The organism is Sinomicrobium pectinilyticum (assembly GCF_003725735.1).
GTDB lineage: Bacteria > Bacteroidota > Bacteroidia > Flavobacteriales > Flavobacteriaceae > Sinomicrobium > Sinomicrobium pectinilyticum.
The window spans coordinates 30,983-54,923 of sequence record NZ_RJTM01000120.1; the positions used below are offsets into that span (position 1 = coordinate 30,983).

Sequence of the window (23,941 nt, forward strand, 5' to 3'; positions counted from 1 at the left end):
ACCTGATGTACTTTATCAATCGAAGGAAGGTATGAGGATGAGATCCTGCAGTCGGCCGGATTCCTGTGTTTAACGGTAGATCCACAACCTTAACCAGCACGATTAAAGGAAATTTAGTTATTTTCCGGATTATCTGACGACATGAATTTTGGAAGTCCCCAGGGCTTTTTCAATGAGTATAACTTCTCCGGACAGTCCTTGTGGGCCACGACCAGGATATATTCTTTTTCAGGCAGCGTTATTTTTATTGCTTCCGCCTCTTGGTCCGGAAGCACTTTGTCATTTCGGTTATATACCGGGATTTTTTTGTATTTCAAATGGTTGTTTTCGGGAAAATATAACAGTGTAAAAAAGGACTGGAAACCTGTCCTTTTTGTATAAAATTCAGCCCGTTTTACGTTTTTTTTCAGGTTGTATTCGGGAGACCACCAGGCGTCCGTAAGTTTTGCGGAGATTTTTTTTACCGGTTGTATACGTAAATTATTATTCGGATAAGTAGTAGATAAGCCTCCATCCTTTATCTCTACCTGTTCATCCGGAAAATTAAAATACAGGGAGAAGGTATGCTCCTTTTTTCCGTAGAAACTGTCGGCCAGTATCCAAAGGTCAGGCTTAAGATAGAGCATTCTCCGTTTCATCCATACAGGATCTTTCAGGCGTAGGTAAGCCGTGTTTATGGCTTCTGAATAATCGTAGGTTTCCGTTATACCGGAGTACACTCCTTCCGATCTCGCTTCATACGAATTTCCCCACGAACTCGAATATATGCTGTTCGGAAGATGGTCTACACCCAAGGTGTTGTGTGCGCTGTTATCTTTGAAATATTTCCGCCATCTATTGTTTACATAAGTATATCTTCCTCCGTCTACAAGGTAATCTCTTCCGTAAGCAAAAAGAGTGAAGTGCAGGAGGTCGTCATGAGAATGTCCTCCACCTATGCGTTTCATATGAAAACTGCTGTAATACGCATTTTCCCCCCAAGAGGAACGTGAGTAGAGATCCCCGGTGTTTTGCTGGTGTACGGAAAGAAAATCGGGTTCTTTCGAAACCATATCTGTATATTCTTTTTTCTCCCGGTTGGGGAAGATAAAGAAGTTTTCATAACCGGGTTTGGAGAAAGCCCTGGATTTTATGGTCTGGTCTTTAAAAATAAATGCTGCTGTTGTGAGCAATCCTCTCAGGTCATTGTCATCGCTGTCCCCCAAAAGAGGCTCATGGAAATCCGGTTTTTGCCATGCGATGTTGGCGTAAGCCATATCTCTGGTTTTTTGCAGTATGATTGTTGGTAACGGGATATTGTTCCTTTGCGAAAGCAGCAAGGTATTCAGGTAGCAATGAAATACTTCGTTATGGTACATGGGCGATTGCTCCCATTGAGTGCCGTCGTCCAATATCTGGTTGCGTATACAGGTATCGAGCCTGGCGATAGCATTTTTCTGCCATAGGTCAGCTTCCCGGAAACCGGAGAGAAATACGGCAAGATTAAAAAGGCCGTGAAATTCCAGTACACCCCAGTTACTCATTTGAGAATGTCGGTTGTATGTCCCGTCCAAAAATTTGGCATGGATGTATAAGGCATGTAGGAATTTTTTGAAAAATTCCGGGGTTATATATTTTGAGTTCTTGAGTAGTTCAAAGGTTTTTATCCAGTTTTCGGCCCGTATACCGGCTTCTATCCGTCGCCATGAGGTCCATTTTTTGGCATCTTCAACGGGATTGTTGTCTATCCAATGGGTAACCTGTTCCACGAATGTTTTGGCATATTTTTCCTTACCGGTCAGGAAATAGGCTTTACCGAGGTCTATCCAATAACGATGGCGGTTTAACATGAATGTCCACTCCTCATCACCGAAAGGTTTGATATCCCAGTTGATCTCCCCGGAAAAACGATAGGGTTCGGTCGTTTTTTCCATATCCCATTCATACCGGAAAAGAAAATACCGGTCCCTTACTTCTTCGGCGGTTTTTAAGGTAGTCTCCATCTCGTTTTTAAATTGTTTACGGATATAAGGAATATCCGTTTGGGAAACCTTTATGTAGAGATTTTCCCTTTGCCGAAAGGCATCCAGTAAAGCCTTTTTGGCCTTTTGTATATCCCCGTTGTCGTAATATTTTTTTACGGCTTTCAGAGAAGGGACTTCCATGTTGAGCTTGTCCAGTATATCGTCGTTAAACGAAAAAGTTTTCAGGATGCCGAACAGAAAACAGCATGTCCATGTTATATAAAATTTGTGCATTTTTTACAGTTTTTCTTCCTTAATGACATACTCCCAATTACCGTTTTGCTCTTTATTCCGGGTTTTGAGCACAATTCTGTACAATTTAGGTTGTTTCCAGGCCTGTAACAATCTCGGATCTTCAAGAGGCAGTTCTTCAACAGAAATGTCAAATATACCTTCAGGCGGATATAGAGAAACCTTTTTATCCCTGGTTTTTTTGAGGCTTATTTTGCCGCTATGTTCAATTATGGGAGGAGAAAGGACAATAAAGTGGAGGGAAGTGTTGTCTTTTGCTTTATCAAGTTCAAAGTTATCCCGGATGCTTAATTCGGGAGCGGAAGACCGTTTTAACGTATAAGTCCTCTTCCAGAAAGTACAGGCGGCATCATCAGGATAAGCAGATGCTATGTCTGCCGTAAAACGCAATTCAGATCTGGTGTTGTCAAAGAAAACCTCCGAGGCTTTGTATTTCTTTCCGTATGCCTGGGAAACCCCGTTTATCAAAGGTAAATTATGATAGTCGGACTGCATTGTCCAGATGGAATATCTTTCGGAACTGAATGTTTTTCCGGTATAGGTCTCTACTCCCACATCTACGATAAGGGGCTGCCCTTCGTAAAAAAGGATAAAACTCCCTGCGTCATTATGATTATGGCTTTCATCGTTATACCCGCCTTTGACAGCAAAGAAAAAGCCTTTCCCGGCATTGGGACTTGTACGGCCCCCGCCTATTTCGGTCTGCGGATACCAGAAATGCAGGGGATTGTTTTTTTCCGGAGAAGTATTTTTAATCTTGTCGTAATTGAAGAGATTGTGCAGGGAACGGTCCAGGCTATGACCCAGCGGATAGGAGAAAAAATCATCCCGATTAGCTATAAAGGAGGCGAATTTTTCCAGGGAAGGATTTCGTATATAAGAACCGAAGCGGTAAACAATACCCGCATCGGGATGTAATCTGGCGGGAGAGTCCGCAAAGTTTACAAAATAGTCGTCGGCTATATGTGCGTCGAGGATATACGTTCCCATATTCCGGATAAGTTCCCGGTCTCCGATGTATATTTTTCCGGAGGAAATATGTTGCAGCAGTTCCAGGTATTCCATCATTTTTCCACCGGCATGGTCCCAGTAGGCGGGCCCCTCTTCACAGGCTCCGTCTTCCTTGTAGTAATTGATGAATTTATCTACAGATCGCATGGTTTTCGATACGATCTCATTTTTGGTATCCGTATCGACAGAAGATCCCAGAAGCAGGGTGCTGATGAGCACATTGTAATTGCACCAGGGATTCCAGTTGTTAACAAAACCGTCTTTTTTCGATGCCTGCCACCAAAAGTCATCCCTTTCCAGGTATGGTATAATGATGCGGCTCCTGATCTCGTCAGGGATACGTTTTTTGAGAAAAGGGGAGATCCCGGCAAAATTTTTCTGGAAAAAGTAGTAGGTCCACCCCAGAAGGTTTGCCGTTTCGCCTGCACCAAGGTCAATTATGGGTTCATGGACATTAGGAATTCCGGCCCCTCCTTTCTGCGAGGGTAAGTGTGCCGACAATACCCAGGTAGATTGTTCGCAGATAGCCCATGATCCGTTGACGATGGCATCGAGAAAACGACCTTTGTTTTCCAGTAATTCGCCCAATACCAGTTTTTTGAGGGCGCTTCCTCTTTTACGGCTGTATTGTTGCATCACTTCCCGGTCGCCGGTGCGCTTAAAATCCAGGTAAGCGGTAACAGGAATAGAAGGCCAGTCGTATGTCATGGCCTCTTCGGCATCGGCTATAATTTTTCCCCGGGTTTTTCCCGGTAATTTCTCCAGGTAAAGTTTTACGGAATCTCTGGTATAAGGAAGACATTCCGGACCGATCATATCGTGTATTGTTTGTTCTTTTAGAAAAGTACCGAGCAGGTTACGCTTTTGCTGAGCCTCAACGGCTTGACTCCATGTCAATAAAATCCAGGAGATGAGTAATAGTGAAACATGTTTAATTGTCCATTTCATTTTTTGGGTTTATGATGTGAAACAGGTTGAAGGAGGTAGCTCCGGTTGGTCCGGGGACTGCCTCCTTCGGTTGTTTTTATTCTGTATAGGTACCCGGATTCTGACAGGTATCCATAATTGCAGTTACCATCCCGGGTTTTGTTCCAGGTTGGGGTTCAGAGATAATTGTTCCGTAGAAAAGGGCCACAAATAATCTTTGGCCGGATCGAAAAACCGGTTTTCTGCCCTTTGCAGTAGTATGATGTTATCTTCTGTAAGTAAAGGGTCGGTTCCTGCCTGTTCTTTAAATTCGTCAAAGTAATAGTTGCCCAGGATATCTCTTTTAAGGACATCCTCTGCTATTTTCCATCGGATGATATCCCAGTAACGGAAGCCTTCGAGGGCAAGCTCCACCCGGCGTTCCCTGCGGATTTCTTCCCGCATATCGAGATTATTGCCGGTCACAAAGGCATTGGTAAGCGGAGGCATATTTACACTTTCCCTGCTTCGCAGTTCGTTAACGGAAATGTTGAGGTCTTCATCGCTGATAGTCCCATTCAGTTCATAAGTCGCTTCCGCATAGATGAGCAGGACCTCCGCATACCGGATAATGGCCCGGTCTATGTAAGAGCGGGATACCTGCCAGTCGTCGAGGTTGGCATATCTTCGGTTGCCGAACCCTGTTTTCTGAAAGTTGAGCGGAGGGATGGTGTATACCGGCCTGGTCCCGATATATTCATCTCCTGCTTTAAAGAAAGTATCTCCCATACGCGGATCACGGTTGTTAAAAACTTCTACCGTATTGGTGGGTTGCTCATACAGGGGGGATTGGTCTATCGGTAATCCGTCGGTCATCAGGTAAGAATCGGCCAGGTACTTGGTAGGGTTAGCGGCACCGGTTTCGAGGTTTCTTTGTGTTACGTGAGAGGAAATGCTGTTCTCTGTATTCTGACCGTACATTCTCACCAGTATATTTTCCTTATTATTCCTGCCATTCCCTTCATATTGGAAAAGGTCGAAATAATTGGGGAAAATATCGTGTTCACCCGACCGGATAATCTCCAGGGCCGCTTCCCGGGCAATGGTCAGGTGACTTTGCGGATCACCGTATTCGTGAAATTTGGCACGTGTACCTTCAAACAGGGCAGCTCTCGATTTTAACGCCAGGGCTGCGGTACGGGTAATACGGCCGTAGTCCGACGCTTCCTGCTCGCTGGGGTTGGGCAGTAAATCGATGGCAATATCTAGGTCAGCGTATATGGTTTGTATGATCTCTTCCCTGGAAGCCTGTGGTTCCAGTAACTCCGGGGCATCTTCGGTAAGGGTTTTAAGGATTAACGGAACGCCGCCATAACGTTGAAACAGTTCAAAGTACCCCCATGCCCGGAAAAAACGGGCTTCTCCCAGGTAAGTGTCTACCAGTTCCTGAGATGTACCGTTTTCCAGTACGATTTCCGATTTTTCCATGATGTTATTTGCCCAACGGATGAGTGCATATTGATCGCCGTAGAAACTATCGGTTCCCGGTGTAATCCTGGTACCGTCACTTGTGGAGTTGTTATCTGTTCCGTAGGCGTCGTCAGACCACACGTCGTTGGTTACCGGGAGACCGGGTAAATAGGGATAAAGCCTGTTTGCCCCCATTTTCAGGTCGGCTTCGTTTTGCCAGAAAGACGGGTCGGTAATATCGGTTTCCGGTATCCTGTTTACTTCACAGGAAGTAAATCCTATGGTTGAAATAAGAATGCCTGTAGCTATTTTATATAATGTGGATTTCATAGGTTTTCATATTTATGGATTCTTTCCTTAATGGTTTTTGTTCCCTTGACATTCAGAATGCCAGGTTGATTCCCAGGGCCAGCTTACCCGACAAGGGATAATCGGAGTTGGAAAGGTCTCGTTGTTCCGGATCAATAACTCCCTTGAACGGACCGAGATTGGTAAACGTCAGAATATCTTCAGCCGAACAATATATACGGAAGCGGGAAAATCCTGTTTTCTCGAGCACACTTTCCGGTAAAGAATAACCGATCTGCATATTTTTCAGTCGCACATAGGCTGCGTTGAGGACCCATCGGTCGGAGGCTACGAAATTATGTCCGCCTGCAAGGTAAGGTCTCGGGAAAGCGGCATCCGGATTTTCCGGAGTATAGTAGTCCATATGGTATTTTCTGGGTTGTATCCAGGATGCCTGAAGCGGCTGCCTTACGTAAATACTGGGTATAATATACCGTTTGCCTACACCCTGGAAAAAGAAATTGAAATCGAGATTCTTCCAGTTTCCGCCAAGTGTAATACCAAAAAGGTGGCGGGGATCGGTGGTTCCCATCATTCTCAGGTCTCCCGGGCTTTCCAGGTTCCCGTCCCCGGGTGTGATCCTTCCGTCACCGTCCAGATCTACATATTCGATGTCTCCGATACCGGTATTATTGTGATAAAAGGGTGCTGCAGCCAGCTGTTCTTCGGTTTCAATATATCCGGGGGCGGTTTGATACCCCCAAATACTCCGTAAAGGCATTCCCTCAATTCTTGTATTTGTTCCTGTTTGTACAACACTAACCCCTCCGTAATTGACGAGTTTGTTCTGGTTATCCGAGAGGTTGAGACCTACATTATAGCTGAAATTTTCCCCGATACGATCCCGGTAATTGAGGTTTAGTTCCCATCCCCAGCTTTTCAATTCCCCGGTATTTACATAAGGAGAGGTTACTCCTAGTGTCGCAGGGCGGGGAATACGAACCAGCATATTTTTGTTGAACTTTTCGTAAAAGTCGAAACTTCCGCTCAGCTTGTTGGCGAAGAAGCCGAAATCTATCCCGTAATTAAAGGTTTCGATAGTTTCCCATGCCAGTGTTGAAGAAGGGATACTCCCTTGTGAAACATACGTATTTCTTCCCCTATCCTCACCAAGTACCAGGTTATCGGAAATGGAAAGTGTGGGGAGATAGGAATAATTACCTATAATATCTTCGGAATTGGCGCCTCCGAGCTGTCCCCAGGAAAATCGCGGTTTTAATTGGGTTATAAAGGAAATATTGTCTGAAAACCAGCTTTCACGATGCATGTTCCACCCGCCTGAGGCGGAGGTAAACCATTTTACCCTTTGTCCGGGCGCCAGGCGCGAACTTTCGTCGGAGCGGATGGTCAGTTCCACGAGATATTTGTCGTCGTAGGTATAATTAAACCTTCCGAGTAAGGACTGGTTGGCAGATTCAGCCTTGGACTCACTGTTATTGAGGTTTTCCTGGTCGGCAAAATTTAAGCTCGGCAGGTCGTTGGTAAACATGTTACTGGCAGATGCCACTACGGTTTTCCGGGTAAAATCTTCCCATTGATATCCCGCAAGGAGGTGGAAGTTGTGTTTTTCGGCAATAGACAGGTCATAATCTACCAGGAACTGAAAATTCTGTGTTACGATATTCCTGCGGTTGACTTCATAATAGTTCGGGTTGTTCAACTGGTATACCGGGGTGTCTGCCCGGTCCCACAGATCTACGGTGCGCCGGAAAGTGTCGAGATCTCTCCGCTGGTCCTCGCGGCCGTAGATCGTACGGATTTCCAGGCCTTTTACAAAGTCTTTGGCCGTGAGGGTAAAAACACTGTTGAGTCCCCCGAAATTATCGTGAATATATCCCCCTTCCTTAAGGAGTGCATAGGTATTATTTCCCGAAGTTCCTGCGCCGCCGTAGAGGTTACCTTCCGGGGTGAATATGGGAAATCTTGTACGGGCCTGGTACACTTGCTGAAATAATCCGTAACCGTTAATGGTTGAGGAGGATTTCTGTTTGTATTCGTCAGTGTAATAGATACGGGAATCGAAATTAATATGTTTTGTAAGATCGGCATTTACGTTAGCTCGTATATTCCACCGGGTGTACTGATCGGGGCCTATTTTGAAAATCCCGTCCTGGTCCTGGTAACCCAGGGAGAAATTATAAGTCATTTTTTCCGATCCGCCCCGGGCACTGAAGTTATGGTTATGCATGAAATAGACTTTTCTCAGAACATCTTCGGAAATATGTCTCTGATTGTACATGATATATTTGTTGGGATTTTCCGGGTCCACCACGTACGGGATGCCGTTTCGTATGTTTTGCAGGTCGAAATCACTGTATTCCGGGCCGATTCCGGCATTGGCACGGGCAAGGTTTACATATTCGGCTTCGTCGAGCAGGGATAGCCTGTCGGGAACATTCAAGGCCCATTGCGCAGTGACCTGCCCGGTGTATTCGAACACAGCTTTGCCTTTAATGCCGGTTTTTGTAGTGATCAATATCACACCCCCGGCAGCTCTTGCACCGTAAATGGCGGCTGCGGCACCATCTTTAAGGACAGATACAGATTCTACATCGGAAGGGTTAAGCCCTTGCAAAGCTTCGGGGCGGGAGGTAACACCATCGATGATGACCAGGGGAGGTGTGGCGCCGTTAGCAGAACTTACCCCGCGGATCTCCATGGCAAGACCTTCATCTCCCGGTTGTCCCGTACTACGTGTGATAGAAAGCCCCGGGACAGTACCTTGCAGGGCCGTGGTCATACCTGTGGCCGGTCTGTTTTGTATCGTTTCCGAGGATACGGTACTTACGGCACCGGTCATGGTAGCCTTTTTCTGAGTCCCGTAACCTACCACAACGACTTCGTCGAGTTCCGCAATATCTTCTTTTAGGGATACATTTACAGCTGACCTTCCTTCTACCGGTACTTCCTGTGTTATGTAGCCCATATAACTGAATACGAGGACAGCATTGGTGCCAGGGACCGAAATTTCGTAATTCCCGTCAAAGTCGGTTGCGACACCGGTAGCAGTGTTTTTAAGTACCACGGTAACTCCGGGTAGAGGCATATTGTCACTGGCAGAAGTAACTACACCACTTACCGGTGTCTGGGCGTAGGCTGTGGAGAAACTGCACAGGAGTAGAAATAGGCACATCAGGAGGTGCCGTTTTTTGCAAAAGTGTTTCATGTTTTGATTAGTTTGAATTAATTAGTTATATGTTAACGAGCACATAGTTAAATAAAAGCATCCTGATGTTGGTGTGCTTACAGGATGAAGGGTTCGGGTGGGGATAAACGGTGCATAATACAATCAATCGGTTGTAATTGTAAAAATGAAAATTATGGGTTCGAGCACATTTTGTTTTGAATATCGTATTTTTAGTGTTAATTGAACTTAAAAATTTAGGAATTACCTGGTTTTAGTCTTAAAAGAGTGGCTAATGTATAGTATTGAAAACGAAAAAGCAAAAAAATGAACAAAAAAATACAATCGATTGTTTTATAATTATGATAAATCTATTATTTGTTATGAGCATCGGATTATATCGTTGCGAAAATGTTCCCGGTCACCTTTATGCTTACCGATTCGAAATGCACGTGTCCTTAACCCATGGGGGATATATTCAGATAAGACAGAACACCCATTCGCCAGCATTATAAACATTGACAGAAGCCTGTACCGGGCATCGGACATTATGCTTTGGCTTAGAGGTATGTATATTGATAACATTTACGTCAACGATATTGACTCCTTTTCAATATTGAGGAGTACAGTCAGATACCGGTTTTCCTGTTGGATGATTCTCTTTCGATAAGGGTAGGGTTCAGAATGATGGTCTTGTTATGTACGAGGTTATCTCCGCTCTGTATATTATGTATCAGCAGATCGCATGCCATTTTCCCGATTTCAAAACCGGACTGGTCTATCGTAGTAAGCGACGGTTCTATGACTTCCGAGATAGGTTCATTACTGAAGCCTACTATGGCAACATCATCCGGTATTTTTTTATCATTTTTTTTCAGATATTTGACCGCCCCGATGGCCGATACGTCGTTGGCGGCAAAGATACCATCGATATCTATACCGTTTGTCAGGAGCTTTTCTGCGGAAGCGTACCCATCTGCTTCCATTAATCTTGAACTTAGAACGAGCCTGGGATCGTATGTTATTTGATGGTCCAGGAGAGCTTGTTTATATCCTTTCAGTCGGTTTTTATATATCTCGAGTTTCCCTGGGCCGGAAAAATGCGCTATTTTTTTACATCCCTTCCGGATAAGATGCGTTACGGCATCATATGCTGCCTGGCAATCGTCTATAATAACCTTGCTCGTACCGGGCATATCTTCGCAATGGCGGTCAAAAAAGACCAGGGGAATGTTGTTGTCCCGAAAGTATTCCAGGTGTTTGCCGTTATCGGTTTCCATAGAAACGGAAATAAGAATGCCATCTACACGGTTGGCAATGAGGTTCTTGACAATGCGTTGTTCACGATCCAGTTCTTCCAGGGACTGGCAGATAATAACATTAAACCCGGAGGTGAAAGCCACTTCTTCGATACCCGCAATAGTGGAAGAGAAAAAGTGTCTGGAGATCCTGGGAATAACCACACCTATGGTGTTGGTCTGGTTCCGGCGGAGATTGGAGGCCAGCAGGTTGCGCTGATAGCCGAGTTCCTTGGCCTTGGCCCACACTTTGTCTTTGGTTTTCTGTGTTACCCTGCTGCTGTTATTCAGGGCCCTGGATACGGTTGAACTGTTAATATTCAGGACCCTGGCGATTTCATGTATAGTAGGCTTGCCTTTTTTCATATATCTGGATTTTCCGGGATCGATAGTGTAAATATACTATGATCTGCGAATTGATGGAGGAATAATTGTAAACTGCCCTCCCTTCCCGGACAGCCATACCTTTTTGACATACATGTTTTATTTCTGTTGTATTTCCTTCCTGCGGAACATGGCTTCGAGGAAATAATAATCCGCATAGTTCAGGGGGACATCTACTTCTACCTCGTGTGGCTTGCTGCCTACGGAATGCATAAGTAGAAAGTTCCCGTTGGCTCCCGGCTTGGCAAAATAGGCAGAGGAGCTCAGGCTTTCCATAATTTGGTCTGCAAGATCACGATGGCCTTCCGCGCCTTTGTTTTCGGTAAATGTACTCAATTCATAGAGTGCTGAGGCTGCTATGGCGGCGGCAGATGCATCCCTTGGAGTATTTCCGGAGGCAGGCGCGTTGTAATCCCAGTAAGGTATTTTGTCGGAAGGGAGATTGGGGTTGTTCCTGATAAAGCTGGCAATGTTTTGTGCCTGTTCCAGGTATTTCGGATTCCCGGTTTGCCTGTAGCACATGGTAAAACCGTATAGCCCCCATGCCTGCCCCCTGGCCCATGCCGAATCGTCCCGGAGGCCCTGATGGGTGTTTTTTTGTATCACTTGCCCGGTTATGGTATCATAATCCAGTACGTGATAGGAACTGTAATCTTCCCTGTAATGGTTCTTCATGGTCTGGTCGGCGTGAGATACTGCAATATTATAATAGGTGGAATCACCGGATATACTTGTGGCATGGAAGAGAAGTTCCAGGTTCATCATATTATCAATGATAACGGGACACTCCCATTTTTCGGACCAGTCCCAGGACTGGATAACTCCTGCTTTTGGGCGAAATCTTGCCGAAAGGGATTTGCCCGTTTGTACTATAACGGAATCATAGGCGGGAGCGTCCATATATTTCAGGGCGTTGCCATAGGAGCATTCCATAATAAAACCTACATCATGGTTCCCTTCCCAGTATTGTATGGTGTCCAGTTTTTCAGTGTATTCCACGGCACGGTCCTTCCATTTTTTGTCTCCCGTAAGACCATAGAGATACCACAGCGATCCGGGGAAAAAACCGCTGGTCCAGTCGTATATGCCTACGGATACCAGTTTCCCGTCTTTTGTGGTACGCGGCATCATCTTTTTACTTTCTTTTAGTGATGCTATGTAGACACAGAGCGAGTCATACTGATCTTGGGCCAGATCAACTACGGGTAGCGAAGTTTTCTTAACGGGTTTTTCGGAGCATCCGGTTATAACTGCAGCCAATAGCAGCAGAAAAAATTTACATCTCATAAAAATCGTGTTTCTGGTTGGTTTATAATTAATTGTCAAAATACTAGTATATTATGTGTTGTCGAGCACAGCAAATATATGTATTTCTCCGAAAAAACAATCGATTGTATTAATTTTTTATTTCCATTTCATGGATTCTATCAGTCTCCGTATGTCTTTGTTCAGGTATTCTGCAGCGGGCAGGATGGAGTCGTAATTCGGTTTGGTATAGAAGTAAAGAGATCCGGTAAGAAAGTGAGAGGTGCTGTCCGTTACATAGAACTGGGTTTGCGATGCTGCGTTTCCGGCAATTTCATACAATCTCCCGTAAACCTTTTCTGTTTTGTTCTCAAACTGTCCCCCGACACCTATTTCGTCTGCTTTTATAACATGGTCAAAAGTAAGTTTTTCAGCATCCAGGAGCAGGGATTTGAGGTTGTCCCGAACCGGCATATAAGTAAGGAATATAGTGGCTTTCATGCCGGGATATTCGATATTAAGGCGGCAATTGCCCTTATCTTTTATGGTGGCCAGGGTATTCTGGACAAACCGAAAGGGACAGTCCCCGGTTTCTGCGGGGCGGTAGGAGGCTTCCGGGTATTCCAGCCGCAATACCGCTTTGGGTTTGGGGATTGTTTCCTTACCGCATGCACTAAGGAGTAATGACAGTATAATGCAATATAAAAAACCGGGTTTCTTCACGTTGTATTTTTTCGGCGACACAGAGGACTGTAACCTCTTACGGATCGGGTTCTATGGTAACCTTAATTTGCTTGATACGTTTTTCGTCCAGGGCTTCTATAATAAACGTAAAGTTATGGAAGTTTATTTTTTCCCGGATACGTGGAAACTTTCCGGCGATTTCCAGTACAAATCCCGCGACAGTTTCGGATTCCCCCTTGTTTTCCTCAAAGATTTCCTCATTGTCCAGGCGTAGTACCCGGTAAAAGTCCTTCAGGGTTGTTTTTCCTTCAAAAACATAATTGTTTTCGTCCAGTTTGGAGAAAATAAGGTCTTCGTCGTCAAACTCATCACTTATATCGCCGACAATTTCTTCGATAATATCTTCCAGGGTAACCAGTCCGGAGGTGCCCCCGTATTCGTCCACCACGATGGCCAGGTGCATTTTCATTTCCTGGAATTCTTTCAGCAGGTCATCCAGTTTTTTGTTTTCGGGAACGAAATATGCTTCTCTTTTCAGCTTGGCCCAGTTAAAGGTCTTTTTGTCAATATGAGGTAGCAGGTCTTTTACGTACAATACGCCGGTAACATTATCTACATTATCCTTGAAAACGGGAATCCTCGAATATCCGTTCTTGACGATTTCGCGGATGACATCCGGAAACTTCATTTCTTCATTGAGCGCAAAAATGTCTATTCGCGGGCACATGACCTGCTTGGTATCCGTATTTCCGAACGAAACGATACCCTGGAGGATCTTTTGTTCTTCCTTGGTCGTGTCTTCTTCGGATGTCAGTTCCAGGGCATGCGATAGCTGGTCTACCGACAAGTTGGTTTTTTCCCTCCCCAGCCTGTCCTGCAGAAAAGAGGTGGAAGCTTTCATGGGAATACTGAAGGGAGCCAGCAGTTTATCGAGCACCATAAGAGGGTAAGCCATAAAGTGCACAAACTTGATGCGGTTACGGCTGGCATATATTTTTGGCAGTATTTCCCCGAACAGGAGTATCAGGGCTGTAGCTACAACTACTTCGAGCAGGAACCTCAGTTCCACCACATCGAAGATTTTCTGTTCCAGTCCCCCGAACATTGATTTACCAAGTGAACTAAACAGCAGCACAATGGCAATATTTATAAAATTATTGGCTACCAGTATGGTGGCCAGTAACCTTTTAGGACGCTGCAGCAGTTTTACGATGAGGTTCCCCCGGGGAGTTTTAGAGGCTTCTTCTTCATTAAGATCGGTTTGTGTCATGGAAAAGAAAGCCACTTCCGCTCCCGACACCAATGCGGAGCAACCGAGTAATATTAAAAGTATGGCGAATTTAAAAATATCTACGCCTTCTGTATCGGAAAGAAAAATTAAAAAACTCGAGGGTTCAGGGTCCAATCGCTGCGAATTTGGTTAAACTTTATTAAAACGGTAAATCGTCGTCCTCTCCCGTATCCTGGGGAGGAGTGGGATTATTACCGGCAGGCCTGTTTTCCGTTGAAGAGGAGGGGCCTGCCTGGGAGAAATTATTATCACCGCTTTCTTTTTTGGTGGATAGAAAGGTGAAATCGGTTACCTGTATTTCCGTAGAATACCGGGTATTGCCGTCATCTCCCTGCCATTGTCTTGTTTTTATTCGTCCTTCTACATATATCTTGTCTCCTTTGCTCAGGTATTTTTCACAAACTTCAGCGGCTTTGTTGCGCACTACTATATTGTGCCATTCGGTATTGGTAACGCGTTCTCCGGTTTGCCTGTTCACATAAGTTTCATTAGTGGCCAGGGGGAAGCGCCCGATGGAATTTCCTCCTTCAAAATAATGCATTTTCACATCATCTCCCAAATGCCCTATCAGCATCACTTTGTTCAGCGTTCCACTCATAATTATATGGTTCTATTTACTCAAAAATACTAAAAATTAGCTGTTTTTCCCGGTAAAGGACTCAAAATTCATATTCACGCACAAAATTAGCAATTAAAACGGGGACGGGATACTCTTTTATCCGGGATTTGCGGATCCCTCCTTCGATATCGTTTTTCAGGTAAACGATCCAGAATGTGGCGTGTATATGTTGATGGGAAAGTTTATGTACCACATTTTCCTTGTTGTAAAGGGAAATTTCGAACCGGTTTTCTCCGATGAGCTCCTTAAATTGCGGATGGCTTATAATTTCTTCTTCACTCATGGGTTTTTCCGTTTCCACCAGGGGAAATTCGTACAGGTGCTGCCATATGTCTTTTTCCCTCCTTTGAAAGAGCAGGGTGCGATGTTCGTTATGTACGATAAGGTAATTGAAATACCGGTGTTTTATCCTGGCATTCCTGATTTTTACCGGGAGTTGGTCTACCAGGTTGTCTTTGAGGGCCACACAACCTGCATTCAGGGGGCATTCGGAGCATAACGGGGACCTGGGCTTGCATTGTACGGCACCGAATTCCATAATTCCCTGGTTAAAAGTAGCAGGGTCTTCCTTATCTATAAGTTCCTGTGCAAGTTCTTTGAAATATTTTATGCCCCGGCCGGAGTTTATAGGGGTGTCAATACCAAAATAGCGGGAAAGCACCCTGTATACGTTACCGTCCACTACCGGCGAAGCTTCGTTGAAGGATATGGATGCTATGGCACTTGCCGTATAATCTCCTACTCCTTTGAGTTTCAGAAGCTCTTTATAGGAAGAAGGGAACTCCCCTTTTCTTTCCCTGGCAATATATCCGGCGGTGTGATGCAGGTTTCTGGCCCTTGAGTAGTAACCAAGTCCCTGCCATAACTTGAGGACTTTTTCTTCTGTCGCATCGGCCAGGTCGAAGACTGTCGGAAAGGCTTTTTCAAACGCCAGATAATAAGGCAGCCCCTGATCTACCCGGGTTTGTTGTAACATGATCTCCGAAAGCCATATTTTGTAAGGGTCGGTGGTTTTTCGCCACGGCAGCTCGCGTTTATTCTGTCTATACCAGTCTATGATTACCTCTGAAAAAGTCATGTTTTTGAATATGGATCAAAAGTATAAAGTTTATATGGTTAAATTTTAATCAATTAGGGTTTAAATTTTGAGTAATTAATTTATATATTTGCATCCCCTAAAATTAATATAAGTTAATAAAACATAATAGAAATGACGAAAGCAGACATCGTAGCCAAGATTTCAGAAAAACTTGGTATGGAAAAAGGAGATGTGCAGGCCACAGTAGAATCTTTCATGGATGAAGTGAAAAATTCTTTGGAAAGCGGAGACAATGTGTATTTGCGAGGATTTGGCAGCTTTATTATTAAAACCAGAGCGGAGAAAACAGGTAGAAATATCTCCAAGAACACTACCATCAAAATACCTGCTCACAATATCCCTGCATTTAAGCCTGCGAAAGTTTTTGTTGAGGGAGTAAAAACTAACGTGGAAGTTAAGTAAGCAATATTAATTTAATCATACAGACTATGCCGAGTGGTAAAAAAAGAAAAAGACATAAGGTAGCTACGCATAAACGTAAAAAAAGGGCAAGAGCTAACCGACATAAAAAGAAAAAATAGGCTAGAGGCACACGATGGTGTGTCTCTGCCGTTTTCAGCTTTAAGAATTATAAACGTTCATTGAAATAGAGACTTTGCCCGTAAGAGGATAAAGTTTCGCCGGGTTTAAACCTGCCTTTCAAGGCAGGAAACCTGTGAAAATTATTGTTTAATCCTTTCGTTCGCACACATACCGTAATGGTTACTGGCGAATGGACATAAAATCATTCAGAGTGAATAAGGAATTGATAGTAAGATCTGGTTCCTCTGACGTTGATTTTGCCTTGTTAAAGGATGGAAAACTAATAGAATTGCATAAGGAAGAGGACAGCAGTGATTTTGCTGTGGGCGATATTATGCTCGCCAAGATCAGAAAGCCTGTTTCCGGGCTTAATGCGGCCTTTGTAAATGTAGGGTATGAGAAAGATGCTTTTTTGCACTATCATGACCTCGGCCCCAAATTACCTTCTTTATTGAAATTCATTAAACGTGTAAGCACAGGTAAATTAAAAGACTTTTCATTAAAAGACTTCCCATTTGAAGAAGATATAGACAAGAACGGAAGCATTGTAAATGTGCTGAAATCCAATCAGTCTATATTGGTGCAGATTGTAAAAGAACCTATTTCCACCAAAGGGCCCAGAATCAGTTCCGAGCTATCCATAGCCGGACGTTATCTGGTACTGGTACCTTTTTCCGACCGTATTTCGGTTTCGCAGAAAATTGAAAGCAAAGAGGAAAAAGACAGGTTGAAAAGGCTCGTGCAAAGCATCAGGCCCAAAGGGTTTGGTGTTATAGTTCGTACCGTTGCAGAAGGCAAAAAAGTCGCAGAACTGGATAAAGATTTACACAACCTATACCTTAGATGGATAGCCATGTGTAAAAAAATCCATAAAGCGGGACATCCGTCAAAAGTGCTCAGTGAGCTGAACCGGACAGCATCCATATTAAGGGATGTATTTAACGATTCGTTTACGGGTATTTATGTGGACGATGAAACGCTTTATTATCAAATTAAAGATTATGTGCATGAAATCGCACCGGAAAAAGAATCTATCGTGAAATTACACGATCCCCGTATTCCCATATTCGAAAAATACGGGATAGAAAGGCAAATAAAGACTTCTTTCGGAAAAACCGTATCCATGAGTAAGGGCGCATACCTGGTTATTGAACATACCGAAGCCCTCCATGTGATAGATGTAAACAGTGGTAATCGCTCCAACAAAGCCAAATCGCAGGAAGAAACCGCACTGGAAGTTAACCTGATAGCAGCAAGTGAAATTGCCAGGCAACTTCGGCTGCGCGATATGGGCGGAATAATTGTCGTCGATTTTATTGATATGACAAGACAGGAGAACCGCAAAAAACTCTATGACCATTTCAGAGAGGAAATGAAAGAAGACAGGGCCAAGCACAAGATCTTACCCCCCAGTAAATTTGGCCTGATACAAATTACGAGGCAGAGAGTGAGACCGGAAATGAATATTAAGACCAGGGAGGAAAATCCCAACGGTAACGGGGAAATAGAGGCCCCTATCTTAATTATAGACAAGATCTCTGCCGATCTTGAAAAAATTATACAGAATAAAAGCTTCAAAAACGGTATTGTACTTAATGTGCATCCGTTTATTGCGGCATATTTAACCAAAGGATTTCCATCCATCCGTTCTAAGTGGTTCTTAGAACACAAAAAATGGGTAAAAATTTTACCAAGAGACGCTTACACGTATTTGGAATACCGATTCAAAGATAAAAAGGGAACTATTTTATCTTAAAAGAAACCACGCTGTAGTAATACGGCGTGGTTTTTTGTTTTGTACAGCTTGCAATGCATTGCTGGTAATTCTTCCGTAAATCCGAGAAAACACATAACTTACCCCGGTACAAAAGGCAATCATTACATTAAAAGAACTCAGGACTACCGACTAAAAAAACTTCGTAGCATTTACCCTTGCTTCATTTGCAATATTTTGCTTTTATTTGATCCGTTATTTAGTTTTTCCGGATGATGAACAGAGAAACCTTTACCGTAGACGAGGCCAGGCGAAAACTGGAGCACTACTGTGCTTACCGCGAGCGCTGCCATAAAGAGGTGGTGGCAAAACTCCGGGAGATGAACATGATACCCCTGGCTGTCGATACCATAGTGGTACATCTTATTGAAAATGATTTTTTGAATGAGGAGCGGTTTGCAAGAAGTTTTGCCCGGGGGAAATTCCGGATAAAGAAATGGGGTAAGAAGCGCATAGTGAGAGAACTGCAGGCAAGGGAAATATCTGCTCCCAATATCCGTGAGGGCCTTAAAGAAATTTCAGAAGAAGATTACCTGGAAACATTCCACGAGATTGCCGAAAAGAAGTGGCAGCAGATAAAAGATACATTTCCCGGCGGTAAAAAACAAGCCGAAGCCCTGTTTCGGGGGAGAAAAAAGTTATCTGATTATCTTTTGTACAGGGGGTGGGAAAGCCATCTCGTATATGAAAAAATAAACACCCTCACCAGCTGAACCCGGGCCAGGCTCAGGTCTGTATGCCCAGTTCCCTGTGGGTTTTTATGATGGCCTGCTCATTTTTATAATCTATCCAGTCCTGTCCTTTCTGCCTGCGCATAAAGTTGTCGAAATGGCGCATAATAAGCACATTATATGCTGCCTTTGCCAGGTTCAGGGGCTTACGCGGAAAAGCCCGAAGGCTCATGGAGAAGCCCGGGGTCAAATACTTCATATAATGCCAGTATCCTTCCGGCATATAAAGCATTTCCCCGTGTTCCAGGTTGGCGATATACCCTTTTGCTTTTTTCAGGGCCGGCCATTTGTCATAATCCGGATGGTCAAAATCAATATCTTCCCTGGAAATAAGGGAATGCGGGATTTTGTACATATATCTGGTCTGGTCCGGGGGAAGGATAATACACTGCTTTTTGCCGTGAAAATGGAAGTGCAGTATATTGGAATAATCAATGTCGAAGTGCATGAATACCTTACTGTTTTTCCCTCCGAAAAACAGCATGGGCAGTTGTTTTACCAGCTTAAGGCCTATATCGGGCCATTCGAAATCCTTTTGAAGTGCCGGTACTTCCTTCATAAGGTTGTATAAAAATATCCTGTAACTGGTAGGTTCCGTTTCAAGGAGTTTGATGTATTCGTGCATTTTCATTTTGGCATGCGGTTCGTTAAAACCGTCTTCATGGCTTACAGGCCGGTCATCGTACAGAGGTACCGTTTTGTCTCCGGCAATATGGTCTATGTAGTTGAGATGCCATTTTTCATACGCACCCCATTCTTTGGTAAGCTCCTGGATGACCACAGGCTTTTGGGGCTTTACATACCGGGCTACAAAGTCCTCTTTTGTGATGTTTTTTACACGAGGGATTTCCTGTAGTTGCATACGAAAATACATTGAATTTTAACCGGGCAAAGTTAAAGAATTGTTTCAAAATTGTTTACATAAATTTTATTTAAGTGGTTTTTCCGTTATTACAAATGTCAGAAACTATGACATTTTGCCTGGATTGTTTCGCATATAAAATATAAACGGATGCCGTATCCTTACCATGGTCCTTAAAATTCGAAAACACTCCCGAAGGTATCCTTTTGCTGTCTTTTTTGTATATCTTTATGTAAAGATATAATGAAAACCCGGTTGATAGCAATGTCATTACCAGTGCTGTGAACAAAGTAAAAACAGCGGGATGTCCGTAAAACAAGGGTAAATATTTAATATGGTTTTCGGTTTTAACACCCTTTCGGAGGAAGAAACCGTACCGGCTTGTTCCCCTGAAGAATACGGTTATTGGTTAAAACTATACGGGCATTGACAGAAACTGTTGAAAAGCAATAATACTTATCGTACTTTTGTATAAAAATTGCATTATGAGTATTAAGGATATTCAGGAAGAAATAGTTGGGGAGTTTTCCATGTTTGATGATTGGATGCAGCGTTACGAATATATGATAGAACTCGGCAAATCGCTTCCTCTTATCGATGAAGAATATAAGACAGATGACAATCTTATTAAAGGATGCCAGAGCAAGGTATGGGTCCATGCAGAATTAAAAGGGGATAAACTGTGCTTTACGGCAGACAGCGATGCTATTATAACCAAAGGTATTATAGCCATTTTGGTAAGGGCTTTTTCCAATCAGTCACCCAAGGACATCATTGAAGCAGGCACACAGTTTATCGATGAAATAGGATTGAAAGAACACTTGTCCCCGACCCGTGCCAACGGATTGGTTAACATGATAAAGCAACTGAAAATGTATGCGATAGCATACCAGACACAGTTAAATTAAACGCCGGTATAAAATAACAGACCGGTAAAAAAAGGATTAAACCTGAGAATTATGAGTGCAGAAACAACTATAGATACTACAGAACTGGGAGAAAAGATCGTTAAAGTACTGAAGACGATATACGATCCGGAAATTCCGGTGGACATCTACGAACTGGGCCTCATATATGATGTCTTTGTTAACGAAGATTACGACGTAAAGATATTGATGACTCTTACTACGCCCAATTGTCCCGTAGCGGAAACACTTCCTGTAGAAGTGGAGGAAAAGGTAAAATCTATTGACGGGTTAAAAGATGTGGAAGTGGAAATCACCTTCGATCCGCCCTGGAGCCAGGAGCTGATGAGTGAGGAGGCTAAATTGGAATTGGGATTGCTTTAATCAGAGCGGGCGCACCTATGTTATGCCCGTTATTATTTGCAGAAGAAGATGGCTGAAGAAATTGTAAATCGTGTAGCACAGAGCAAACTTGTGACCATAGATCCCGGAGATTATTATCCCGAGGGAAAGAGGATACAACTAGATATTAAAGACTGGTTGTACGAGGGCTTTATACTCAGGGAAAAAGATTTCCGGCAGGCACTCAAAGAACATGACTGGGGCCGGTATGAGGGGGCCTTCGTGGCACTTACCTGTTCTGCCGATGCCATTATCCCCGCATGGGCCTTTATGCTGGTAACTTCTCATTTAACTCCCTATTCCCGGAAAGTCGTGGTTGGAGATATAGAGTTACTGGAAACGGCTGTTTACCGGGATGCCCTGGAAAAAGTAGATTTCAAACAGTATAATGACCTTCCTGTTATTGTGCGCGGTTGTGCCGAAAAGCCTGTTCCCCAGAATGCCTATATTATGTTGGTGGAAGAACTTCGCAAATTCGCAAAAAGCGTGATGTACGGAGAAGCGTGTTCTTCCGTTCCGTTATTTAAACGATAAAAACGTGCACTTTATCCTCGTCTTGTGTTAAAAAACTTCTTACTTTTGTCAGAACAAAAAGTCCGAATTACGTTTGCGGGCTTAAAAATTAAAAAGTAAGAAGATGAAAAAAATTGTATTCGCATTAGCCTTTATTCTGGGCGTAACAGTGGTAAATGCACAAGTCTTAAGTGAGGATTCTTTTAATCAGGGACAATATACCGTAAGACCCGACGGATGGATCCGGGCCGGTAATGTCACCTTTTTATTAAACCAGTCCGCATTTTCTAACTGGCTTGCCGGAGGAGAAAACAACGTTGCGGGAAACCTGGGGCTCAATTACGATTTTAACTATAAGAAAGGAGACTGGACCTGGGACAATAAAATTATTGCAAGCTACGGGCTTACCAAATTAAAAGGGCAGGATACCAGGAAAACGGACGATCGTCTCGAATTCAATTCCCTGGTAGGTAAAAAGGCTTCCGGTTACTGGAGTTATTCTTTCTTTGCCAATTTGAGAACGCAGTTTACAAACGGATATGACTACCCGAACGATGCCGCCGAAGAATTTCAAACTTCTGGCTTCTTTAAACCGGCCTATGTTACTTTCGGTCCCGGTATGCTTTGGAAAAGAAGCGAAAACCTGAAGGTTAACCTTGCTCCCGTAACTTCAAAAATGACTATCCTGGGAGGAGAAGTATTTACGTACGATAAAGGCCTGGGAGAGTTCTTATCCAGTGATGATGTGGAGACATTTGGTGTGGACCCGGGTAAAAGCTTACGTTACGAACTCGGATTCTATGTAGAAGGATATTACAAGTTCAATCTTATGCAGAATGTATCTGCCGAAAATATCCTGAACCTGTACTCCAACTATCTTGAGGACCCGCAGAATGTGGATATCAACTATACGCTGAACCTCGTAATGAAAATCAACGATTACCTTTCCACAAATCTTATCTTCCAGACAATATATGACGATAATGCCTATCAGGGATTCCAGATCAGGGAAGTCTTCGGCCTTGGTGTTAACTTCGGATTCTAGGAGATAACTGTTTCCTGAGAAAAGATATCAGCAGCGCCTGCCGAAAAAATATTTTCCGGCAGGCGCTGTGCTTTTTTACAGTTCATCAATAAATTCCGGGTAGAGAAAATTATTGTGAGGAAAACGTGTAATATGTATTTTCCGGACCTCCTGGTAAACTTTTTTGCGGAATTCGTCAAGGTTTTCCTTGTTGAGTGCGGAGATAAACAATGCCTGTCCGTTTGCCCGGTTCATCCATGTCCGCTTCCAGTCATCTATGGTAAAGTGTTTTTCGGATTTTTCTGTGGCCAGGTCATCCGAATCTATGGTTTCGTGGGTATATTGGTCAATTTTATTGAATACCATAAGAGTAGGCTTGTCTGCAGTATCTATTTCCGCCAGTATCTGGTTCACCGAAGCAATGTGTTCCTCGAAGTTCGGATGCGAAATATCCACTACATGGAGCAGAAGATCTGCTTCGCGTACTTCATCCAGGGTGCTTTTAAAGGATTCCACAAGCTGGGTAGGCAATTTTCGTATAAACCCTACCGTATCACTCAGAAGGAACGGCAGGTTGCCGATAACTACTTTTCGCACCGTGGTATCCAGTGTGGCAAAGAGCTTGTTTTCGGCGAAAACATCGCTTTTACTGATAACATTCATCAGGGTTGATTTCCCTACGTTGGTATATCCTACCAGTGCCACCCGGACCAGGGCACCGCGGTTTCCGCGCTGGGTGGCCATTTGTTTGTCTATGGTCTCCAGTTTTTTCTTTAACAGGGCTATCCGGTCACGGACAATCCGTCGGTCCGTTTCAATCTCGGTTTCTCCCGGTCCGCGCATACCTATACCCCCACGCTGTCTTTCGAGGTGGGTCCACAGTCCGGTAAGCCGCGGGAGAAGGTATTCGTACTGTGCCAGCTCTACCTGTGTCCGGGCATAGGAGGTCTGTGCCCGCTGTGCAAAAATATCCAGGATAAGACTGGTACGGTCCAGAATCTTGGACCGGAGGATTTTCTCTATGTTTTTTTGCTGGGCCGGGGAAAGTTCGTCATCAAAGATCACGGTCCCGATTTCATGTTCTTCCACATATGCTGCCACCTCGTCCATTTTCCCGCTTCCGATAAAGGTCTTGGGGTTAGGGATATCTATTTTTTGCGTAAAGCGTTTTACTACTTCCCCGCCGGCCGTATATGTGAGAAATTCCAGTTCGTCCAGGTATTCGTTAGACTTTTCTTCATCCTGCTCCCGGTTTATCACACCGATGAGCACTACTTTTTCATAATCTAAGATCTTTTTTTCTAGCATAAAATATTACAGGTTCAACGATAAAGTACGGGTCATTTCCTTTTCCATGACCACCCCGCTTTTTTTGCAACTATAATCTCCCAGTAACAAAATGTATATGTGGGGGTTAAATAAAATACAAAGGTACATAATTCCGTACTTTTGAAAAGATTTTTATTTGCAGAGA

Annotated in this window: 19 protein-coding genes; 7 read left to right on the forward strand and 12 right to left on the reverse strand. The window is 43.8% G+C overall.

Features of this window, described 5'->3' with window-relative positions:
- Nucleotides 1–113: 113 nt before the first annotated feature.
- The 10 genes from ED312_RS18025 to mutY all read right to left on the reverse strand — a co-directional run bounded on the left by ED312_RS18025 (nt 114) and on the right by mutY (nt 15,713).
- Entirely contained in the window at nt 114–2,237 is a 2,124-nt protein-coding gene (locus ED312_RS18025) for an alginate lyase family protein (RefSeq protein WP_123217424.1), read from the reverse strand.
- A 3-nt stretch (nt 2,238–2,240) separates the two neighbouring features.
- Nucleotides 2,241–4,214 (reverse strand): heparinase II/III domain-containing protein, encoded by a 1,974-nt coding sequence (locus tag ED312_RS18030; protein ID WP_123217425.1) that lies wholly within the window; start codon nt 4,212–4,214, stop codon nt 2,241–2,243.
- A 123-nt stretch (nt 4,215–4,337) separates the two neighbouring features.
- Complete coding sequence (locus tag ED312_RS18035) at nt 4,338–5,972, reverse strand: RagB/SusD family nutrient uptake outer membrane protein (protein WP_123217426.1); 1,635 nt, start codon at nt 5,970–5,972, stop codon at nt 4,338–4,340.
- A gap of 52 nt (nt 5,973–6,024) precedes the next feature.
- Nucleotides 6,025–9,123: a SusC/RagA family TonB-linked outer membrane protein gene (locus ED312_RS18040; protein WP_206363281.1), complete on the reverse strand. Its 3,099-nt coding sequence runs from the start codon at nt 9,121–9,123 to the stop codon at nt 6,025–6,027.
- Nucleotides 9,124–9,743: 620 nt separating this feature from the next.
- Complete coding sequence (locus ED312_RS18045; RefSeq protein ID WP_123217428.1) at nt 9,744–10,778, reverse strand: LacI family DNA-binding transcriptional regulator; 1,035 nt, start codon at nt 10,776–10,778, stop codon at nt 9,744–9,746.
- A gap of 117 nt (nt 10,779–10,895) precedes the next feature.
- Nucleotides 10,896–12,083: a glycoside hydrolase family 88 protein gene (locus tag ED312_RS18050; protein ID WP_123217429.1), complete on the reverse strand. Its 1,188-nt coding sequence runs from the start codon at nt 12,081–12,083 to the stop codon at nt 10,896–10,898.
- Between the two features lie 117 nt (nt 12,084–12,200).
- Nucleotides 12,201–12,764: a gliding motility lipoprotein GldD gene (gene gldD, locus ED312_RS18055; RefSeq protein ID WP_123217430.1), complete on the reverse strand. Its 564-nt coding sequence runs from the start codon at nt 12,762–12,764 to the stop codon at nt 12,201–12,203.
- A 37-nt stretch (nt 12,765–12,801) separates the two neighbouring features.
- Nucleotides 12,802–14,130: a gliding motility-associated protein GldE gene (locus tag ED312_RS18060; RefSeq protein WP_123217431.1), complete on the reverse strand. Its 1,329-nt coding sequence runs from the start codon at nt 14,128–14,130 to the stop codon at nt 12,802–12,804.
- 25 nt (nt 14,131–14,155) lie between these two features.
- Nucleotides 14,156–14,614 carry a single-stranded DNA-binding protein gene (locus ED312_RS18065; protein WP_123217432.1) on the reverse strand — a complete coding sequence of 153 codons (459 nt, stop codon included), beginning with the start codon at nt 14,612–14,614 and terminating at the stop codon, nt 14,156–14,158.
- Between the two features lie 61 nt (nt 14,615–14,675).
- The gene (mutY, locus tag ED312_RS18070; RefSeq protein WP_123217433.1) at nt 14,676–15,713 is read right to left on the reverse strand and encodes an A/G-specific adenine glycosylase; all 1,038 of its coding nucleotides are present in this window, start codon (nt 15,711–15,713) and stop codon (nt 14,676–14,678) included.
- A 132-nt stretch (nt 15,714–15,845) separates the two neighbouring features.
- Between mutY and ED312_RS18075 the strand changes: the two genes are divergently transcribed.
- The 3 genes from ED312_RS18075 to ED312_RS18085 all read left to right on the forward strand — a co-directional run bounded on the left by ED312_RS18075 (nt 15,846) and on the right by ED312_RS18085 (nt 18,743).
- Nucleotides 15,846–16,136, forward strand: coding sequence for an HU family DNA-binding protein (locus ED312_RS18075; RefSeq protein ID WP_072316194.1), 291 nt, complete (start codon nt 15,846–15,848; stop codon nt 16,134–16,136).
- 331 nt (nt 16,137–16,467) lie between these two features.
- Nucleotides 16,468–18,012: an Rne/Rng family ribonuclease gene (locus tag ED312_RS18080; RefSeq protein WP_123217434.1), complete on the forward strand. Its 1,545-nt coding sequence runs from the start codon at nt 16,468–16,470 to the stop codon at nt 18,010–18,012.
- A 230-nt stretch (nt 18,013–18,242) separates the two neighbouring features.
- Nucleotides 18,243–18,743, forward strand: a complete 501-nt coding sequence (locus tag ED312_RS18085; RefSeq protein ID WP_123217435.1) for a regulatory protein RecX — start codon at nt 18,243–18,245, stop codon at nt 18,741–18,743.
- A gap of 13 nt (nt 18,744–18,756) precedes the next feature.
- On the opposite strand, the gene ED312_RS18090 is transcribed toward ED312_RS18085, so the two are convergent.
- Nucleotides 18,757–19,623: a cupin-like domain-containing protein gene (locus ED312_RS18090; RefSeq protein WP_123217436.1), complete on the reverse strand. Its 867-nt coding sequence runs from the start codon at nt 19,621–19,623 to the stop codon at nt 18,757–18,759.
- A 485-nt stretch (nt 19,624–20,108) separates the two neighbouring features.
- On the opposite strand from ED312_RS18090, the gene ED312_RS18100 reads away from it, so the two are divergent.
- From ED312_RS18100 to ED312_RS18115, 4 genes are all read left to right on the forward strand, one after another.
- Nucleotides 20,109–20,531, forward strand: a complete 423-nt coding sequence (locus ED312_RS18100) for a SufE family protein (RefSeq protein ID WP_123217438.1) — start codon at nt 20,109–20,111, stop codon at nt 20,529–20,531.
- A 51-nt stretch (nt 20,532–20,582) separates the two neighbouring features.
- Entirely contained in the window at nt 20,583–20,912 is a 330-nt protein-coding gene (locus tag ED312_RS18105; protein ID WP_123217439.1) for an SUF system Fe-S cluster assembly protein, read from the forward strand.
- 48 nt (nt 20,913–20,960) lie between these two features.
- Nucleotides 20,961–21,464, forward strand: a complete 504-nt coding sequence (locus ED312_RS18110; RefSeq protein ID WP_123217440.1) for a DUF2480 family protein — start codon at nt 20,961–20,963, stop codon at nt 21,462–21,464.
- A 103-nt stretch (nt 21,465–21,567) separates the two neighbouring features.
- A complete protein-coding gene (locus tag ED312_RS18115) occupies nt 21,568–22,488 on the forward strand; it encodes a DUF3078 domain-containing protein (RefSeq protein WP_123217441.1) in 921 nt (306 codons plus the stop codon).
- Nucleotides 22,489–22,563: 75 nt separating this feature from the next.
- Here ED312_RS18115 and hflX read toward each other — a convergent pair whose 3' ends face one another.
- Nucleotides 22,564–23,775, reverse strand: coding sequence for a GTPase HflX (gene hflX / locus ED312_RS18120; RefSeq protein ID WP_123217442.1), 1,212 nt, complete (start codon nt 23,773–23,775; stop codon nt 22,564–22,566).
- Nucleotides 23,776–23,941: the final 166 nt, after the last annotated feature.

What these genes read in the sequence shown, in the direction of transcription:
- hflX (WP_123217442.1), bottom strand. Translation starts at nt 23,775, where the DNA reads ATGCTAGAAAAAAAGATCTTAGATTATGAAAAAGTAGTGCTCATCGGT.
- ED312_RS18115 (WP_123217441.1), top strand. Translation starts at nt 21,568, where the DNA reads ATGAAAAAAATTGTATTCGCATTAGCCTTTATTCTGGGCGTAACAGTG.
- ED312_RS18065 (WP_123217432.1), bottom strand. Translation starts at nt 14,614, where the DNA reads ATGAGTGGAACGCTGAACAAAGTGATGCTGATAGGGCATTTGGGAGAT.
- ED312_RS18090 (WP_123217436.1), bottom strand. Translation starts at nt 19,623, where the DNA reads ATGCAACTACAGGAAATCCCTCGTGTAAAAAACATCACAAAAGAGGAC.
- ED312_RS18030 (WP_123217425.1), bottom strand. Translation starts at nt 4,214, where the DNA reads ATGAAATGGACAATTAAACATGTTTCACTATTACTCATCTCCTGGATT.
- ED312_RS18040 (WP_206363281.1), bottom strand. Translation starts at nt 9,123, where the DNA reads ATGTGCCTATTTCTACTCCTGTGCAGTTTCTCCACAGCCTACGCCCAG.
- ED312_RS18025 (WP_123217424.1), bottom strand. Translation starts at nt 2,237, where the DNA reads ATGCACAAATTTTATATAACATGGACATGCTGTTTTCTGTTCGGCATC.
- ED312_RS18075 (WP_072316194.1), top strand. Translation starts at nt 15,846, where the DNA reads ATGACGAAAGCAGACATCGTAGCCAAGATTTCAGAAAAACTTGGTATG.
- ED312_RS18085 (WP_123217435.1), top strand. Translation starts at nt 18,243, where the DNA reads ATGATGAACAGAGAAACCTTTACCGTAGACGAGGCCAGGCGAAAACTG.
- ED312_RS18045 (WP_123217428.1), bottom strand. Translation starts at nt 10,778, where the DNA reads ATGAAAAAAGGCAAGCCTACTATACATGAAATCGCCAGGGTCCTGAAT.
- ED312_RS18035 (WP_123217426.1), bottom strand. Translation starts at nt 5,972, where the DNA reads ATGAAATCCACATTATATAAAATAGCTACAGGCATTCTTATTTCAACC.
- ED312_RS18100 (WP_123217438.1), top strand. Translation starts at nt 20,109, where the DNA reads ATGAGTATTAAGGATATTCAGGAAGAAATAGTTGGGGAGTTTTCCATG.
- ED312_RS18050 (WP_123217429.1), bottom strand. Translation starts at nt 12,083, where the DNA reads ATGAGATGTAAATTTTTTCTGCTGCTATTGGCTGCAGTTATAACCGGA.
- mutY (WP_123217433.1), bottom strand. Translation starts at nt 15,713, where the DNA reads ATGACTTTTTCAGAGGTAATCATAGACTGGTATAGACAGAATAAACGC.
- ED312_RS18110 (WP_123217440.1), top strand. Translation starts at nt 20,961, where the DNA reads ATGGCTGAAGAAATTGTAAATCGTGTAGCACAGAGCAAACTTGTGACC.
- ED312_RS18105 (WP_123217439.1), top strand. Translation starts at nt 20,583, where the DNA reads ATGAGTGCAGAAACAACTATAGATACTACAGAACTGGGAGAAAAGATC.